Raw genomic sequence first — 15844 nt, 5'->3', positions numbered from 1 at the left:
AACCATGACCGGCAATTCGATCGAAGCGTTCTACTTCACGCGGCAACAGCAGTTGACCATGCAGGTGCACTTGTACGCCCTCGTCGACGGCCTCCTGTTCGAAGACGCAGCCGGCAGATCACCCCCTCAGCGATCGCAAGCAGCCGTGGCACTATTCGACGGCACACCGGACGCTTCGCTGGCCGATGCGGGTCCGTGGTTGCTCGACTACGAGCGAGCAACCGGCAACGTGCGACGCTCGCTATCCGTCATGGCCGGCGGCCCGACCGGCGTATCTTGGCTGATCAGCGCCTATCCGACCGAATCGCTCGCGGACGAGCTGCGTGGCCGCCTCGATGTGAGCCTGCCGGACGGACGCACTGCCCTCCTCCGGTTCTACGATGCCCGCATCATGGCCGACATGGCGTCGCTGATGGAGCTCACGCAGCGCATGCAGTTCTTCGTCCCGACATTCAACTGGCTCGTGGAGGTGAACGGAAAATTGAAGGGAGTGCACCCGCATGCTTGAACTGACAAGCGAACAGATCGCCGGCCTGGCCGAGATCGATGCGCGCGGATACGTCGAACGCACCCGGCTCGATCTCATCAAAGCAGATCCGAAGCTGGCCGATGACGCCACGCTGCCAACGCGGCTCTGGAACGCATACGTCGCTGCTCGGCGACTCGGCATCCAGTCCGACGAGAATGTCGCTGCATTTCTTCGGATCGAGGCATACGCTCCGAACTTCTACGAGAAGCCCGCAACCCGCGCGTGGCTTACTCGGCCAGGACGCTCAACCGACGCGCGTTTTCATGATTACCTTCGCGTCATCAAATGGCGCATCGAACATCCGCAATACAACGGGGGATCTCGAGATGGCGGGATTGGTGGTACCGATAATCGAAGCGGCGGCAGTGGAACTTGGGCCGCTCTTGGCGCGCGCTGGCGCAGCCTTGTTGGGCGGGGTGGCAGTGGCGGGAACGGGGAGTCTGTCGGGTGATACGCCGAAGGACAAAAGTGACGCAAAGCCCGACGTGCGCGCAATTCCACGAACCGGCGAGAGCTGCAAGAAGTGCCCGCCAGAGGAAACTGGCAGGGCGGAAAATAAGACGCACCATATGTCCGACCACTCGCGCGAGTATCAAGGCCGCATCACCGGCCGGCCGTACAGTAACGCGGGAAAATGGAATGAGGAATGGGTGTGGCAAGGCATCGCATTCGACGGCTTCCTGCCGGCCGCGTGCATGCTGCAGGAGGCAAAGTCCCGCTATGCGCAGTTCCTTCAGCGAGACGACGATGGCGAACTGGAACCTGTCTCTTGGTTCAAAGGCTTCCCCGGAATGGTCTCCGATATTGAGCGGCAAGGCGGCAAAGTGAAGCTGTTTCCCCCGGCACGTTTGACGTGGTACTTTGAAGAAGCGGAGGTGCGTGAGTACCTGCTCAAAGATCTCCGACGCAATGCGGTTCTTTCCGTCGTACAACCGTAAACCGAGAACAAGATGGACTTCAGCCTTCAGTTCAGGGACGAGACACTAGCCCCTACAGACTTCGAGAAGATACTGTCACGCATTCACATCGTCGTGTCGACGATGGGTGCAATCGATTCGACGCTAAGTACTTGGTTCGCGCAAGGCGACACCTTGGATGAAGCGCTACTGTACCCAGCGTTCGAAAATGGCCAGCCATCGACGGCACTGCTCGCGGTCCTAAAGCATCAGTTTTCAGACGATCCGTCGCGATCCTACGTTGCGCTGTGGAACGGGATTCAGAACAAGGGCGAAGGAGCCACGATCGCATGTCACGTCGGCGAGAATGCCGTGCCGCATTCCTTCGAGATCAAAATATCCAGTTCGGCGGTACTAGGGAACATCGATTCAGTTCAACGAATTGTGAGCGCCACGGTCGCCGCGTTTCGGCCCGCCTATGTTTCGGTTTCTCCAAGGAGTTACGCGGCGAAGCAGGTATTCGACGACAAGCCGGGGGTCGGCTGGATGATTTATTTGCCGAAGGTGATCACGCAACAGCAGGTTCCGGAGGCACACGCGATTGTTCCTGTCCCTGAGGCCGGAAAGATTCAGACCGGCACAATCGTCGTCAGCACAACTGACGCCCCGTTCTCGATGAAGAATCCCGAGCACATCGAGACAGCGAACCGTATCGAGATTCGACTCGTCGACCAAGACCTCCTGCCTACATTCGCCGACCTGTAAGTAGGTTGCCGGCACGATGCACCGCGCCGGCAACGTTGATTAGAACAGCCCCACGGGCTGCGCCGCGTCGTCCCAACTGAAGATGATCAGTTCGTTCCGTTCAGCGGCCCGGCCGCCTCCACCAACGGTGTACTGAATCGGCACGGTCTCGATGTGGAACCCGTCGAACACACGTCGAATATCGGGATGATCGTTGAGGCTCACGATTGCACGCCCCTTGATCGACCGCAGGCGCTGCGCCATTTTCTCGTACTCTCCAAACGGGAATGCCACGCCGTAGCCCTCCGTCTCGTAATACGGCGGGTCCAGATAGAACAGCGTATGTGTCCGGTCGTATCGATCAATGCACGCGGCCCAATCGAGCCGCTCGACGAACGTGTTCGCGAGCCGCAGGTGTGCCGCTGACAGTTCTTCGTCGATGCGCAGCAGGTTAAGGCCCGGCGGCGTTTGGAGCAGCCCCCTGAAACGCCGGACACAGTCACCCACTTACAATAACGGGTAGGCATAAGACTGTGTTTTTGACTAACACCAGGCAGGTCGTGAAGACGATGAAGCGCGACTACGTCGCCTTCATGCCGAAGCCGGACGCAGCAACTGCTGCACACAACCTGGCCATCGCGTTCGAGCAATGAAATGAACGCCTCCCACCCAAGCCGAGACGACGGTGCCGACCTATAGTTAGACGGCCAAGGAGTCTTGGTACAAGTCGGAGGTCGATATGCTGCTCACGCCAGTCGGGATTGACATCGCGAAGTCAGTAATTCAGGTGCACCACATGGACGCAACCACGGGCCGCACTGTCAGCAAGACGGTCAAACGTGCAAGCTTTTTGCAGTATTTCGCAAATCGTCCCCCTTGCCTTATCGGAATGGAGGCATGCGGTGGCGCGCAACATTGGGCACGTGAACTGACAAAACTGGGACATCAGGTCAGGCTGCTCTCACCGAGATTCGTGAAGGCATTCAACATCGGCAACAAGAGCGATGCGGCGGACGCGCGAGCGATCTGGCTGGCTGTCCAACAGCCGGGCAAGCAGGTTGCCGTAAAAACCGAAACGCAGCAGGCAGTGCTTGCCATGCATAGGGTCCGCGAGCAGCTTGTGAAGATGCGGACGATGCAGATAAATGCTTTGCGCGGTCTGATGACCGAATACGGAGAGGTTATGGGCAGGAGCCGCGCGACCCTCGAAAGAGAAATGCCAGGCACCCTGCAAAGGCTCGCCGAACGTCTACCGGAAATGCTGATCGACACGTTGCGTGAAAGATGGAGCGAAGTCGCACGAATGGATGAGCAGATCGCAAGGATTGAGCAACGGCTTCGCGTCTGGCTAAAGCAGGACAGAAACTGTTCAGCCATCGCAGAAATTCCTGGTGTCGGCCTCCTTACTGCCACGGCGGCCGTGGCCACGATGGCTGATCCCAAGTCGTTTAGGTCGGGGCGAGAGTTTGCAGCGTTTATAGGGCTCGTTCCCCGACAGTCTGGATCGGGCGGAAAGGTAAATCTGTTTGGGATCAGCAAAAGGGGCGACAGCTATTTACGCACGCTCTTAACTCACGGAGCGCGCTGCGTACTGGCAAATGCCAAAGACCCGGGTCCTTGGGTCGAGCAGCTAAAGAAGCGACGGCCAGCGAACGTGGTAGTTATCGCTCTGGCGAACAAGCTTGCACGAATCATCTGGGCTGTCCTCGCACACGATCGGCCCTATGAAAAGAGCTATGGGAGTGTTCGTCCGACGTGAACATACTCCCCCATCGGAGCCGGTAAACAGCAACTCAGCCAAAAAACTCATTGTGCTGTACATGTACTATCAACAGGTTGCGCAGGCGCTTCGCTGATATGACAGAACAGGTAGGACCGGGACTCGCTGAACCTGGGTTGTAATGTGAGCTCCGAGCTCGTTTGAGCAATGAGGTGCGAGTCAGCGGATTTCATCGGGGCCCGCAGCAGTGGTTTGAGCTGCAATCAGGCCGGATATACAGCTGCAGCCCGTCTTGTTCTGAATTTCAAGCAAAGCTTCTCGCAAAGGGAGGCGTTCATATACATTACAACGAGAAGCATCCCCATAGCGCGCTGAAATACCGCTCGCCTCGCGAGTTCCGGCGCTCGATGGATTCAGCAACCTTAGTGTGACGCTGTGTCCGGAACTACAGGGGTCAACTTCATCCGATATGCGCATCTAGCGCCAGACCATCTGGCACATCATGCCGAATCGGTCACAGTTTGGTCCCAAGGTGTGACCGATTTCCATGCCACACTTGATCGTCAAGCATCATGATCGGCCCCAATGCCATGACTACCAAGGCTTCATCGTTTTAAGTATGACAACCTGTCTCGGGCAATCTGATACATGTCGATGACGATCGATCCGAAGCAGGCCGCCGCGCTGCTGGCCGTCGCCGACACCGGCAGCTTCGAGCAGGCCGCCGTGCGCCTGCACGTGACCGCATCCGCCGTCACGCAGCGGGTGCGCGCGCTGGAAGCGAGCCTCGGCACGCCGCTCGTGCTGCGCACGCGTCCGTGCCGGCCGACGGTGGCCGGACAGCGCGTGCTGCAGCACCTGCGCCGCGTCGCGCTGCTGCAGGCCGACCTGCAAAGCACGCTCGCGGCCGAGCGCGAATCGCCGATCTCGGTCACGATCGCGCTGAACTCCGACAGCCTCGGCACCTGGTTCCTGCCCGCACTGACGTCGGTGCTCGCGGGCGAGCGCATCCTGTTCGAGCTGATCGTCGAGGATCAGGATCACACGTTTGCGCTGCTCGAAAGCGGGATGGCCGTCGGTTGCGTGACGACCGAGCCGAAGCCGATGCGCGGCTGCGTCGCGACGCCGCTGGGCACGATGCGCTACCGGCTGCTCGCGGCCGCCGCGTTCGCCGGGCGCTGGTTCCCGCGCGGCCTGAGCCGCACGAGCGCGCGCGTCGCACCGGTCGTCGCGTATTCGCGGCGCGACACGCTGCAGTCCACGTTCCTCAAGGAGAAATTCGGGTTGCCCGAAGGCGCGTATCCGTGCCATTACGTGCCGGGCACGCACGCGCATTTCGCGGCGGTGCGGCACGGGCTCGGCTACGCGATGGTGCCGGAGCCGCTGATCGGCGGCGCGCCGCTCGACGCGCAGGGGCTCGTCGATCTCGCGCCCATGCATCCGACCGATATCGCGCTGTACTGGCACGCATGGACCGTGCAGTCGCCGACGATGGCGTCGCTGTCCACGCGGGTGGTCGAAGCGGCGCGCCGACTGCTCGCGCCGCTGTCCTGACCAGCGTCGCCGGCACGTCGCCTATACTTTTTTCGTCGGCCTCGCGAACGCGCCGCGCGGCCGATCACGCCCATCCGGCCGTTCCCTTTCCCGTGAGGAGAACATCATGTCCCGCCGCTATATCGATTGCCGTGAGTTTCCCAGCGCGATGCATTGCTCGGTCGCGATTTCCGCCGACTCCGACAACGAACTACTGGAGGCCGCCGTGCAGCATGCGGTCTCGGTGCATCAGCACACCGACAGCGCCGAACTTCGCACGCAGCTGAAAGCACTGTTCCGCGACGGCACGCCGCCCGCCGACATGCCCCGGCACGCGTAGTCCACCGGCACGCCAGATATCGACAGACGGGCCACAGCACCGCCCAGTCGCCTCCCCACTCCCGCTTCGCGCCGCGCCTGCGCCCCCGGGCCGGCCGGCGCATTCCACCTTACGCGCGCCGCTGCGCGAAATACGCGCCAACCGCGTCGATGAAGGTATCGATATCCGCGCGCGACACGTCGCAGTGCGTGACGAAGCGCGACGCGTACAGCATCTGCGTGAGGATCCCGCGTTCCTTCAGCCACGCCTCGAGCGGCGCGCAATCGGCTTCGGGGAATTGCGCGAACACCATGTTCGTCGCGTGCGACAGCACCTTCACCGGCTCGATGCGCGCGAGGCCGGCGGCGAGATGCGCGGCGTTCGCGTGATCGTCGGCGAGCCGCTCGACGTTGTGGTCGAGCGCATACAGGCAGGCCGCCGCGAGAATGCCGGACTGCCGCATCCCGCCGCCGAGCACCTTGCGCCAGCGCTGCGCGCGCTCGACCAGCGCGCGATTGCCGACCAGTACCGAACCGACCGGCGCGCCGAGCCCTTTCGAGAAGCAGATCGACACGGTATCGAACGGCGCGCACAGCTCGGCGATCGCGCGGCCCGACGCGACGGCCGCATTGCACACGCGCGCGCCGTCGAGGTGGGTCGCCAGCCCGCGGCTGCGCGCGAGCGCGACGGCTTCCTGCACATAGCCGTCCGGCAATACCTGGCCGCCGATCGTATTTTCGAGCGCGAGCAGGCGCGTGCGGGCGAAGTGGTTGTCGAGCGGCTTGATCGCCGCGGCGATCTTCGCGAGCGGCAGCGTGCCGTCCGGCGCATTCTCGATCGGCTGCGGCTGGATGCTGCCGAGCACGGCCGCGCCGCCGCCTTCGTACTTGTAGGTGTGGGCGAGCTGGCCGACGATGTATTCGTCGCCGCGTTCGCAATGCGCCATCAGCGCAGCCAGGTTGCTTTGCGTGCCGCTCGGGAAGAACAGGCCGGCCTCCTTGCCGGCCCGCTCGGCCGCGACCGCCTGCAGGCGCAGCACGGTCGGGTCGTCGCCCCATACGTCGTCGCCGACTTCGGCGGCAGTCATTGCGGCCAGCATCGCCTGGCTCGGACGTGTGACGGTATCGCTGCGTAAATCGATCATCTTCGTGCCCTGAGTGAACGCGGACCGGAACCGATGCGCCCGGCCCTGCCGAAACGAGACTCAGAGTGTACGCAATTCGCGCAGCGCCTGCCGATGCATCGCGCCGCCCAAGGAAGCGGCGCTCGATCGCGCGCCACCGCCGCACGATCCCCCCGCGACCGGCACGAAGCGACGCGCCCCGCGCCGGGGCGGGGAGTCCGGCATTCGGGGCGGCATCGTCAATAGCGCGGCGGCGGTGGCTGGACACCCGGCGGCGGCATCGGCGGTGCCGCGCGCTGCGCGCCCCCGACATATCCGCCGCTCATCCCTCCCGGCACCGGCACGCGGTTGCCGGTTGCGTACATGCATTGCAGATACGCGTAGTCGTAGCGGCGCTGGACGTCGTAGGCCGAGCCCTGCGCGGCGCCCGCGCCCACGACGCTGCCCGCGAGCAGCCCGGCACCCGCGCCGACGGCCGCACCGGAGCCGCCGTTGAACGCGGCGCCGGCGGCCGCGCCGAGCGCGGTGCCGACGGCCGCGCTGCCGACCGCGCTCGCGGTGGACGCCTGCCCGGCGCTCACGCCGCCCGATTGCTGGAACGCGTACTGGCGGCAGTTCGCATCGTCGACGCGGAACTGGTCGAACGACTTGCCGGTGCCCGGCAGCGCCATCGCGCTGGGCCCGGTCGGCATGTACGCGCACGCGCCGAGCAGGCCGGCCAGCGCCAGCACGGCCGGCACGCGCAGCGATCGAATCATGGGGTTCATCGTCGGGCCTCCCTCATTGCGGCCGCGCCGGCACCGATCGCCAGCCCGACTTGCAGGTCTTCACATACGGGTAGTAATGCTTCGACGCGTCGCAGTAGTACCAGACGTCCGCGCCGCCTTGCTGCGGCTGGTCCTTCTCGACGTACTCCGGCGGCGGACCGGGATCGACGGGCACCACGACCACGGGCGGCGGGTAGTAGTACGGCGCCGGAACGACCGGGTAGTAATACGGGTAACCGGGGCCGACGTACACGCCGACCCGGGCGGCATGCGCGACGCCGCCCGTCGCGACGGCCACCGCGGCAACCGCGCCCAGCACGAGCTTCAATCCATTCACGTCACGTTCTCCGGCAGGACGGTTCGTCGATACGAACCGGACATATCGAACGCTACGCCGTGCGCGATTCGCCAGCCATTACAGGCGCGGGCGCCAATGTTGCGCGACGTTACCCATGTAACCGGCCCCGTCAGCCAGGGCCCGCCAGCGGGACTGCACGCGTTACGCGTCAACGCGCCGAAACGGACTGGCCGCAGGCGGCGGCGCCACGCAGCACGCCGGTTCGCAACGCGCCGTTCCGATGACGCGACGCGCCATATTGACGCATGTGCGACAGACCGCCACGTCACGATCGCGCACGCGACGACCGGTGTTGTTGATACGAATCAACGATTTATCCCGAAAACGCGCGCGGCGGACTGGACATCTGCGACGAGTTGGCGCATTTCGCGGCGCAATATCGCGGCACATACTCCAGCCAACCCCGATGCCCCGTCGGCCGGGGTCCGCCGGCACCCGCCGGCGGGTATCGTCAGCCTCGGTCAACTGGTATGGACACCGCTTTTTCGGCCCTCGATCTGGCCCGCCTGCAATTCGCGTTCACCGTCTCCTTTCACATCGTCTTCCCGGCGCTGAGCATCGGCCTCGCCAGCTTCATCGCCGTGCTCGAATATCGCTGGCTGAAGACCGGCAAGCAGTACTACAAAACCCTCTGCCTGTTCTGGTCGAAGATCTTCGCGGTCGCGTTCGGGATGGGCGTCGTCTCCGGCGTGGTGATGAGCTATCAGTTCGGCACGAACTGGTCGGGCTTCTCGAGCTTCGCCGGCGCCGTCACCGGCCCGCTGCTGATGTACGAGGTGATGACCGCGTTCTTCCTCGAAGCCGGCTTCCTCGGCATCATGCTGTTCGGCTGGAATCGCGTGAGCCCGCGCGCGCACTTCGGCGCGACGCTGATGGTCGCGATCGGCACGCTGATCTCGACGTTCTGGATCCTCGCGTCGAATAGCTGGATGCAGACGCCGCAAGGCTTCGAGATCGTCGACGGCCGCATCGTGCCGACCGACTGGTTCGCGATCATCTTCAACCCGTCGTTCCCGTACCGCCTGTTCCACATGGCGATCGCCGCGTTCATCGTCGCCGCGCTCGTCGTGGCCGCGACGGGCGCATGGCACCTGTTGAAGGGGCGCCGCGACAAGGGCGTGAAGAAGATGTTCTCGATGGCGCTGTGGCTGCTGCTGGTGCTCGCGCCGCTGCAGGCCGTGATCGGCGACCAGCACGGCATCAACACGCTGAAGCACCAGCCCGCGAAGATCGCCGCGATCGAAGGGCTGTGGGAAACCGAAAAGGGCGGCACCGCGCTCAACCTGTTCGGCATTCCGGACATGCAGGCGGAGACCACCCGCTACGCGGTGAAGGTGCCGCATCTCGGCAGCCTGATCCTCACGCACAGCTGGGACGGCGAGATCCGCGGGCTCAAGGACTTCCCGCCCGAGGACCGCCCGAACTCGACGGTCGTGTTCTGGAGCTTCCGGATCATGGTCGGCCTCGGCTTCGCGATGATCGGCCTCGCCGCGCTCGCGTGGCTGCTGCGCCGCCGCGGCACGCTGTATGAATCGAAGTGGTTCCAGCGCTTCGCGCTCGTGATGGGCCCGACCGGCTTCGTGTCGTTGCTCGCGGGCTGGGTGACGACCGAAGCGGGCCGCCAGCCGTGGGTCGTGTATGGCGTGATGCGCACCGCGCAGGCCGTGTCGCCGCTTTCGGTGCAGCAGGTCAGCCTGTCGATGATGACGTTCGTGATCGTGTACTTCCTCGTGTTCGGCACCGGCGTGTACTACATGCTGAAGCTGATGAAGGCCGGCCCCGCGCTGCCCGACGTCAAGCACGACCCGAAGCACGACATGCCCGACACGCGCCCCGATCACACCGCGCGCCGCCCGATGTCGGCCGTCGACGAGCTGATCGAGACCGTCTGAGCCCACCCCATTCGCAAACGAGAAAACCTATGGACGTCACCGTAATCTGGGCCGCGATCATCGCATTGGGGCTCTTCATGTACGTCGTGCTCGACGGCTTCGACCTCGGCATCGGCATCGTCTTCCCGTTCTTCCCTGACGAGAAGGAACGCGACCTGATGATGAACACCGTCGCGCCCGTGTGGGACGGCAACGAGACGTGGCTCGTGCTCGGCGGCGCCGGGTTGTTCGCGGTGTTCCCGGTCGTCTATTCGACGGTGCTGTCGGCGCTGTACCTGCCGCTGATCTTCATGCTGGTGTGCCTCATCTTCCGCGGCGTGTCGTTCGAGATCCGCGCGAAGGCGCGCCGCACGAAGCAGCTGTGGGATCTCGCGTTCATCGGCGGCTCGGCCGGCGCGACGCTGTTCCAGGGGATCGCGCTCGGCGCGTTCCTGCAGGGCATCGACGTGAAGGACGGCGTGTACGCCGGCGGCGCGTTCGACTGGCTCACGCCGTTCAGCCTGCTGACGGGCCTCGGCCTGATCGTCACGTATGCGCTGCTCGGCTGCTGCTGGCTCGTCGCGAAGACGGAAGGCGACCTGCAACGGCGCCTGCATCGCGTCGTGTGGCCGCTGACCGTCGTGCTGCTCGGCTTCATCGCGGTCGTCAGCCTGTGGACGCCGCTGCAGGATCCGGCCATCGCGCAGCGCTGGTTCGATTCGGGGCTGTTCTGGCGCCTGCTGCCGGTGCCGTTCCTGGTCGCCGGGTGCGCGGTGTGGATGCGTCGCGCGGTCCGCGACCGGCACGACATGACGCCGTTCGTGCTCGCGCTGGCGCTCGTGCTGCTCGGCTACGTCGGCCTGCTCGTCACGCTGTTCCCGTATGCGATTCCCCAGACGATGACGATCTGGGAAGCGGCGGCACCGCGTTCGAGCCAGACCTTCACGCTGGTCGGCGCAGCGGTTATCCTCCCGATCATCATCGCCTACACGACGATGGGTTACTGGGTATTCCGAGGCAAGGTGCGCCATGAAGACCAGCATTACTACCACCACTGATTCCGCCGCTCGCCAGCCCGACGCGCCGCGGCCGCGGATGCGCGGCTGGATGTGGTTCGTCGTGCTGTGGGCGGGCGGCGTGCTCGGCGCCGTCACGCTCGGCTACGCGTTCAAGATCTTCATGAACCTGACGCTGTTCGCGGTGAAGTAAGCGGCGCGGCCGCTTCGATCGAACGACGATCGGAGCGGCCGTTTTCATGTCGCCGGCCGATGTTTCCGATTCGCCGGCCTCGCCGGCGCCGCGCGCCTCTCCCCTACCGCCGCTCGCGCAGCGCCGCCTCGATCTTGCGATCGGTCTTGTACTGGCTCAGCGCATACACCGACCAGATCGCGGCCGGCAGCCAGCCGATGATCGTGAGCTGCAGGATCAGGCAGATCACACCGGCGATCGGGCGGCCGATCGTGAAGAACTGGAACCACGGCAGCAAGAGGGCAAGCAGCAGACGCATCGGATTTCCTTTTTCGCATCATTGAGGAACAACGTACGCGGCCAATATGGCGCGTCATGCCCCTCATTTCAAGCCGACCTGCTCCGAACCGGACAGCCATCGCGCAACGCGCGCGACGAGCAGACCCGCTTCGTCGAAACGCTCGACGCCCGCCACCTGCGGCGCGTCGCAGATGCCGAACACCGGCTTGCCCCATTGCAGCCCCAGCGCGATTTCCGACAGCGTGCCGAGACCGCCGCCGACCGCGATCAGGCACACTGATGCGCGCGCGATCAGCGCGTTGCGCGTAATGCCGAGCCCGGTCGGCAGCGCAACGGTCAGATACGGATTCGCGTCCCGCGCATCATCCTCGGGCAGCAGCCCGATCGCGCATCCACCCGCGGCCCGCGCGCCGCGCGCGGCGGCCTCCATCACGCCCTGCTTGCCGCCGCCGACGATCGCGATGCCCGTCGCCGCGATCCCGTGCGCGATCCGCTCGGCGACGGCGAGCTGCGTGTCCGTCGCGTCGCGCGGCCCGATCACGCCGACCGGCATCCGGTGCGGTTGCGCGCCGCGCTGTCGCTGCGCGAGTTGCGCCAGCGCGGCGCGCGTGTCGTTCGACCATTCAATGACGTCGTTGCCGTGCAAGTCCTTCCCCCAGTGCAAGAACGCAGGTGCAAAGCGCCGTCAGCACGATCGACAGCACGGCGGCCTGCGAGAAATCGGTCTGTCCGTCGGACAGCTTCAGATACATCAGCAGCGGCAGGATGTTGACCTGCGTGCCGGCCAGCGCGAGCGCCGTGCCGTACGTGCCGAGCGCGATCGCACCCACGAGGCACCACGCGGACGCGATCGACGGCCACAGCTCCCGCCACGCGACGTCGAACCACGCGCGCCACGGCCGTGCGCCGAGCGTGAGCGCCGCCTCGAGCGGCCGCCGGTCGAGATTCGCGAGCGCCGGGTAGAGCATCAGCGCGACGCGCGGGATCAGGTAATACGCATAGGCGAACGCCAACCCCGGCATCGAGTAGATCGCGCCGCCGACCACGGTCGGGTCCGCGCCGAGCGACGCCAGCAGCATCGTCACGAAACCGGCGCGGCCGAACACAAGGATGAAGCCGTACGCGATCACGAGGCCGGAGAAGGCGAGCGGCACGCCGAGCAGCGCGAGCGACCAGCGGCGGCGCGCCGGCGACTGCCCGGCCAGCACGAACGCCACCGGCACGCCAACGGCGACGGACAGCGTGCCGGCGCCGATCGCGAGCGCCAGCGAACGCACGATCGCGTCGGCGACGAGCGGATCGCCGAACACCGCGGCGAACGCGCGACCGCCGCCGTCGAACGCGGCGCCGACGAGCGCGGCGAGCGGCAGCGCGAAGCACACCGCGAACAGCGCGGCCGCCGGCACCGCGCCGTAGCGGCGCAGGACGCCATGCCGCATGGACGAAACCCGCATCGCGCGCCCCTTACTTGCCGAGCGTGGCCTGCGACCAGAGCTGGTCGACTTCGGCCTTGTGCGTCGCGGCCTTCGCGACGTCGAGCGGACGCACCTGCGGCGCGTTCGGCAGCTTCGCCGCGACGTCCTGCGCGACCGGCGTGCCGGGCACGGCCGGGCGCACGTAGCCCTGCGCGAACAGCCCCTGTCCGACGTCGCTCATCACGAGGTTGAGCCACAATTGCGCGGCGGCCGGATTCGGTCCGTTCTTCACGAGACTCATGGCATACGGCGCCGATACACTGCCGTCCTGCGGGATCACGACTTCGGCCGCATCGCCCATGCCGTCCGTGTACTTGGCCTTGAGCCCGTCGTTCTCGTAGCCGATCAGGATCGGAATCTCGCCCTTGACGAATTTCGCGTAGGGCGTCGTCCCCTCGACGCGCAGCACGTTGCCCGCCTGCTTCAGCTTGCCGAAGAACTCCGCGCCAGGCTTCGGGTTGTCGACGCTGCCGCCGTTCGCATAGGCGGCGGCGAACACGGCGACCTGCCCCTGCCCGGTCGAGCGCGGGTCGAGATAGACGACCGCATTGCGATATTCGGGCTTCAGCAGGTCGGACCAGCGCTGCGGCACGTTCTTCACGAGCTTCTTGTTGACGAGCAACGCGATGTTCAGCGAGTGCACCGCGAACCAGCGGCCGTCGGCCGCGCGAAACACCGTGGGCAGCTTGTCGAAATTGACCGGCTTGAACGGCGCGACGACGTCCTTGGCCGTCGCATCGAGCGCCGACGCCGCGAAGTAGTACGCCGTGTCGGCCTGCGGGCGGCGTCGCGACTTGTCGAGCGCGACGACCGTGGCCGCCGAGCCGATGTCGTTGTACGTGATCTCGACCTTCGGGTAACGCTTGCGGAATTCGGCGAACAGCGACTTCCAGTTCGCCCATTCCGGGCCCGTGTCGAACGACACGACGAGCCCTTCGTCGGCGGCCTTCTCGTACAGCGCATCCTCGCCGGGATACAGCGACGCGGCATGGGCCAGCGCCGGCGCGAAGGTCGCGAACGCGCAGAGCGCCAGCAGGCGGCGGCGCGTCGCATGAAGAAAGTGGCGGCGTGCAGACATCGTGATTCTCCGTTGAATGAATAGGTCGCCCGCGCTCACGCGGCGGGCAGCACGAGCAGATGGCGCGGCTCAATCGACACGCAGCGCGCGGGCAGTTCGCGCCCTTCGCCGAGCAGTGCGTCGGTCGCGCCGGCCGGCACGAAGTCGAAGCGCTGTGTCGCGCCGAAGTAGCGCACCTCGCCGACGCGGCCATCGATGCGGTTCGCGACGTCCCCGGGTGGATCGGGTTGCAGGTGTTCCGGCCGGATCAGCACGTCGACCGTGTCGCCCGGCCGGTGCGCCCCCGTCTCCGCGCACAGCGTCGTGAACCGCACGTCGACCGCGCCATGTGCGAGCACACGGCCGCGCAGCAGCGTCGAATGGCCGACGAAACGCGCGACCTGTGCGGTCGCAGGACGCTCGTACAGGTCGCGCGGGGTGCCGGCCTGCAGCATGCGTCCGCCGTCGACGATCGCCACGCGATCGGCCATGCTGAGCGCTTCGTCCTGGTCGTGCGTGACGAGCAGCGTCGTCGCGCCGCAGGCGCGCTGCAGCGCGCGAATCTCGTCGCGCAACTGGTGGCGAATCCCGGCGTCGAGCGCCGCGAGCGGCTCGTCGAGCAGCAGCAGCTTCGGTTCGATCACGAGTGCGCGGGCCAGCGCGACGCGCTGCTGCTGCCCCCCGGACAGCAGCGCCGTGCTGCGATCGGCCTGCGCGGCGAGGCCGACACGTTCGAGCATCTCGAGCGCGCGACGGCGGCGCGGCGCCGCGGCGATGCCGCGCATCTTCAGGCCATAGGCGACGTTGTCGACGACCGACAGGTTCGGAAACAGCGCGTAGTGCTGAAACACCATCCCGACCTCGCGCTGCCACACCGGCACGCCGGCCATGTCGCGGCCACCGATCGCGATGCGGCCGCGGTAGCCGTCGAGCAGGCCGGCGGCGAGGCGCAGCAGCGTCGATTTGCCGGAGCCGCTGCGGCCCATCACGGCGAGCAGCTCGCCCTGGGCCGCGGACAGCGTGACCGCGTCGACGCCGTGACGGGCGCCCGGATACTGGAAGCTGACGTTTTCGAAATCGAGACTCATGACGGTTTCACTTCAGGCGTTGCACGGTGAAGACGGAGGCGAGTGTCGCGAGCACGGCGAGGACGAGCAGCACGACGGTCGCCGCGCAGGCCATCCCGGACGCGCCGTAGAACGCCTGCAGCAGCACGATCGGATAGTTGCGGTAACGGAAGCCCGCGATGAGGTTCGAGATCTGGAATTCGCCGATCGACAGCGCGGCGACCATCACCAGGCCGGAGAACAGGCTGTGCCGCAGGTTCGGCAGCACGATCGTGAAGAACTGGCGCAGCGGCGTCGCGCCGAGCGTCGCCGCGCATGCCTCGAGATGCGCGAGGCCAAGGTGGCGCAGGTCGCTCAGCAGCGTCTGCAGCAGGTACGGCAGCGTCAGCACGGCGTGCGCGGCGATCATCAGCGGCAGCGTGCCGAGCCACGGCAGCGCATCGCCGCTGAAGATCGCGATGTAGCCGAACCCGAGCGTCAGCGCCGGAACCGCGATCGGCATCAGCATCACGATGCGCGCCGCGAAGCCGCGGCCGGCCAGTGCGCGGTGATGCAGCGCATAGGCGAGCGGCAACGCCAGCACGGCATTGATCGCGCAGCAGGCGAGTGCGACCACGAGGCTCGTGCCGAATGCGCGGGTAAAGCTGCGATTCGCGGCCAGATCGACGAACCAGTGCGACGTGATACCGGTCGGCAGCAGCGTGTTCGTCCACGACTGGCCGACCGAGCCGATCAGCAGCAGCACGATCGGGAGCGCGAGATACAGCCCGAACACGGCGACGAACGCCCGCAGCAGCAGGCGTCCCGCCATCGCGCGCGGCCGTTTGTTACGACGAATCGGAATAGCTTCGGCAAGGGCCGGAGCGGATGGCGGATGCATGGCGAATCTCGCTGACG

At 65.8% G+C, this 15844-nt stretch carries 19 protein-coding genes and 1 pseudogene; 10 read left to right on the top strand and 10 right to left on the bottom strand.

The features are described 5' to 3' along the window. The first annotated feature begins 4 nt into the window (after positions 1 to 4). From ACT2FV_RS11015 to ACT2FV_RS11000, 4 genes are all read left to right on the top strand, one after another. A complete protein-coding gene (locus ACT2FV_RS11015; protein ID WP_151050220.1) occupies positions 5 to 508 on the top strand; it encodes a DUF4123 domain-containing protein in 504 nt (167 codons plus the stop codon). Then, positions 501 to 980 carry a hypothetical protein gene (locus ACT2FV_RS11010; RefSeq protein ID WP_239007227.1) on the top strand — a complete coding sequence of 160 codons (480 nt, stop codon included), beginning with the start codon at positions 501 to 503 and terminating at the stop codon, positions 978 to 980. Before ACT2FV_RS11015 ends, ACT2FV_RS11010 begins: the two co-directional genes overlap by 8 nt. Positions 981 to 1098: 118 nt before the next feature. Beyond that, positions 1099 to 1467 carry a restriction endonuclease fold toxin 5 domain-containing protein gene (locus tag ACT2FV_RS11005; protein WP_338084137.1) on the top strand — a complete coding sequence of 123 codons (369 nt, stop codon included), beginning with the start codon at positions 1099 to 1101 and terminating at the stop codon, positions 1465 to 1467. A gap of 12 nt (positions 1468 to 1479) precedes the next feature. Next, entirely contained in the window at positions 1480 to 2190 is a 711-nt protein-coding gene (locus ACT2FV_RS11000; RefSeq protein WP_151050224.1) for an immunity 52 family protein, read from the top strand. A gap of 39 nt (positions 2191 to 2229) precedes the next feature. Here the strand turns inward: ACT2FV_RS11000 and ACT2FV_RS10995 are convergent. Next, positions 2230 to 2634, bottom strand: a pseudogene (locus tag ACT2FV_RS10995) (DNA adenine methylase); the annotation flags it as partial. Between the two features lie 274 nt (positions 2635 to 2908). On the opposite strand from ACT2FV_RS10995, the gene ACT2FV_RS10990 reads away from it, so the two are divergent. From ACT2FV_RS10990 to ACT2FV_RS10980, 3 genes are all read left to right on the top strand, one after another. Continuing rightward, positions 2909 to 3928, top strand: coding sequence for an IS110 family transposase (locus ACT2FV_RS10990; protein ID WP_124557756.1), 1020 nt, complete (start codon positions 2909 to 2911; stop codon positions 3926 to 3928). A 609-nt stretch (positions 3929 to 4537) separates the two neighbouring features. Beyond that, the gene (locus ACT2FV_RS10985; protein ID WP_059598957.1) at positions 4538 to 5443 is read left to right on the top strand and encodes an HTH-type transcriptional regulator ArgP; all 906 of its coding nucleotides are present in this window, start codon (positions 4538 to 4540) and stop codon (positions 5441 to 5443) included. A 106-nt stretch (positions 5444 to 5549) separates the two neighbouring features. Next, positions 5550 to 5762: a DUF1059 domain-containing protein gene (locus tag ACT2FV_RS10980; RefSeq protein WP_059598956.1), complete on the top strand. Its 213-nt coding sequence runs from the start codon at positions 5550 to 5552 to the stop codon at positions 5760 to 5762. A gap of 109 nt (positions 5763 to 5871) precedes the next feature. Here the strand turns inward: ACT2FV_RS10980 and ltaE are convergent, their stop codons facing one another. The 3 genes from ltaE to ACT2FV_RS10965 all read right to left on the bottom strand — a co-directional run bounded on the left by ltaE (position 5872) and on the right by ACT2FV_RS10965 (position 7968). Next, positions 5872 to 6885: a low-specificity L-threonine aldolase gene (gene ltaE, locus ACT2FV_RS10975; protein ID WP_444503842.1), complete on the bottom strand. Its 1014-nt coding sequence runs from the start codon at positions 6883 to 6885 to the stop codon at positions 5872 to 5874. A gap of 218 nt (positions 6886 to 7103) precedes the next feature. Next, positions 7104 to 7631 (bottom strand): hypothetical protein, encoded by a 528-nt coding sequence (locus tag ACT2FV_RS10970; RefSeq protein WP_444503841.1) that lies wholly within the window; start codon positions 7629 to 7631, stop codon positions 7104 to 7106. A 13-nt stretch (positions 7632 to 7644) separates the two neighbouring features. Beyond that, positions 7645 to 7968 (bottom strand): hypothetical protein, encoded by a 324-nt coding sequence (locus ACT2FV_RS10965; protein ID WP_444503840.1) that lies wholly within the window; start codon positions 7966 to 7968, stop codon positions 7645 to 7647. Between the two features lie 491 nt (positions 7969 to 8459). Between ACT2FV_RS10965 and ACT2FV_RS10960 the strand changes: the two genes are divergently transcribed. Genes ACT2FV_RS10960 through ACT2FV_RS10950 form a run of 3 tightly spaced genes read left to right on the top strand, consistent with a single transcriptional unit; the run spans position 8460 to position 11069 of the window. After that, a complete protein-coding gene (locus ACT2FV_RS10960) occupies positions 8460 to 9881 on the top strand; it encodes a cytochrome ubiquinol oxidase subunit I (protein ID WP_124624418.1) in 1422 nt (473 codons plus the stop codon). Between the two features lie 29 nt (positions 9882 to 9910). Continuing rightward, positions 9911 to 10918 (top strand): cytochrome d ubiquinol oxidase subunit II, encoded by a 1008-nt coding sequence (gene cydB, locus ACT2FV_RS10955; RefSeq protein WP_059598951.1) that lies wholly within the window; start codon positions 9911 to 9913, stop codon positions 10916 to 10918. Continuing rightward, the gene (locus tag ACT2FV_RS10950; protein WP_059598950.1) at positions 10890 to 11069 is read left to right on the top strand and encodes a hypothetical protein; all 180 of its coding nucleotides are present in this window, start codon (positions 10890 to 10892) and stop codon (positions 11067 to 11069) included. Before cydB ends, ACT2FV_RS10950 begins: the two co-directional genes overlap by 29 nt. A gap of 103 nt (positions 11070 to 11172) precedes the next feature. Here the strand turns inward: ACT2FV_RS10950 and ACT2FV_RS10945 are convergent, their stop codons facing one another. From ACT2FV_RS10945 to ACT2FV_RS10920, 6 genes are all read right to left on the bottom strand, one after another. Continuing rightward, positions 11173 to 11367, bottom strand: a complete 195-nt coding sequence (locus tag ACT2FV_RS10945; protein ID WP_044848494.1) for a YqaE/Pmp3 family membrane protein — start codon at positions 11365 to 11367, stop codon at positions 11173 to 11175. 63 nt (positions 11368 to 11430) lie between these two features. Next, entirely contained in the window at positions 11431 to 11901 is a 471-nt protein-coding gene (locus ACT2FV_RS10940; RefSeq protein ID WP_409360394.1) for a TIGR00725 family protein, read from the bottom strand. Between the two features lie 70 nt (positions 11902 to 11971). Further along, positions 11972 to 12787 (bottom strand): ABC transporter permease, encoded by an 816-nt coding sequence (locus ACT2FV_RS10935; RefSeq protein WP_420868018.1) that lies wholly within the window; start codon positions 12785 to 12787, stop codon positions 11972 to 11974. A 25-nt stretch (positions 12788 to 12812) separates the two neighbouring features. Further along, positions 12813 to 13901: an extracellular solute-binding protein gene (locus ACT2FV_RS10930; RefSeq protein ID WP_151051831.1), complete on the bottom strand. Its 1089-nt coding sequence runs from the start codon at positions 13899 to 13901 to the stop codon at positions 12813 to 12815. A 35-nt stretch (positions 13902 to 13936) separates the two neighbouring features. After that, a complete protein-coding gene (locus ACT2FV_RS10925; protein ID WP_059598946.1) occupies positions 13937 to 14968 on the bottom strand; it encodes an ABC transporter ATP-binding protein in 1032 nt (343 codons plus the stop codon). A gap of 7 nt (positions 14969 to 14975) precedes the next feature. Beyond that, positions 14976 to 15827, bottom strand: coding sequence for an ABC transporter permease (locus tag ACT2FV_RS10920; RefSeq protein WP_059598945.1), 852 nt, complete (start codon positions 15825 to 15827; stop codon positions 14976 to 14978). Positions 15828 to 15844: the final 17 nt, after the last annotated feature.

The sequence above is a fragment of the Burkholderia sp. PR2 genome (assembly GCF_052372875.1).
Classification (GTDB): Bacteria; Pseudomonadota; Gammaproteobacteria; order Burkholderiales; family Burkholderiaceae; genus Burkholderia; species Burkholderia diffusa.
Note: the sequence above shows the minus strand (reverse complement) of the source record. Positions and strands in the feature narration are given on the sequence as shown.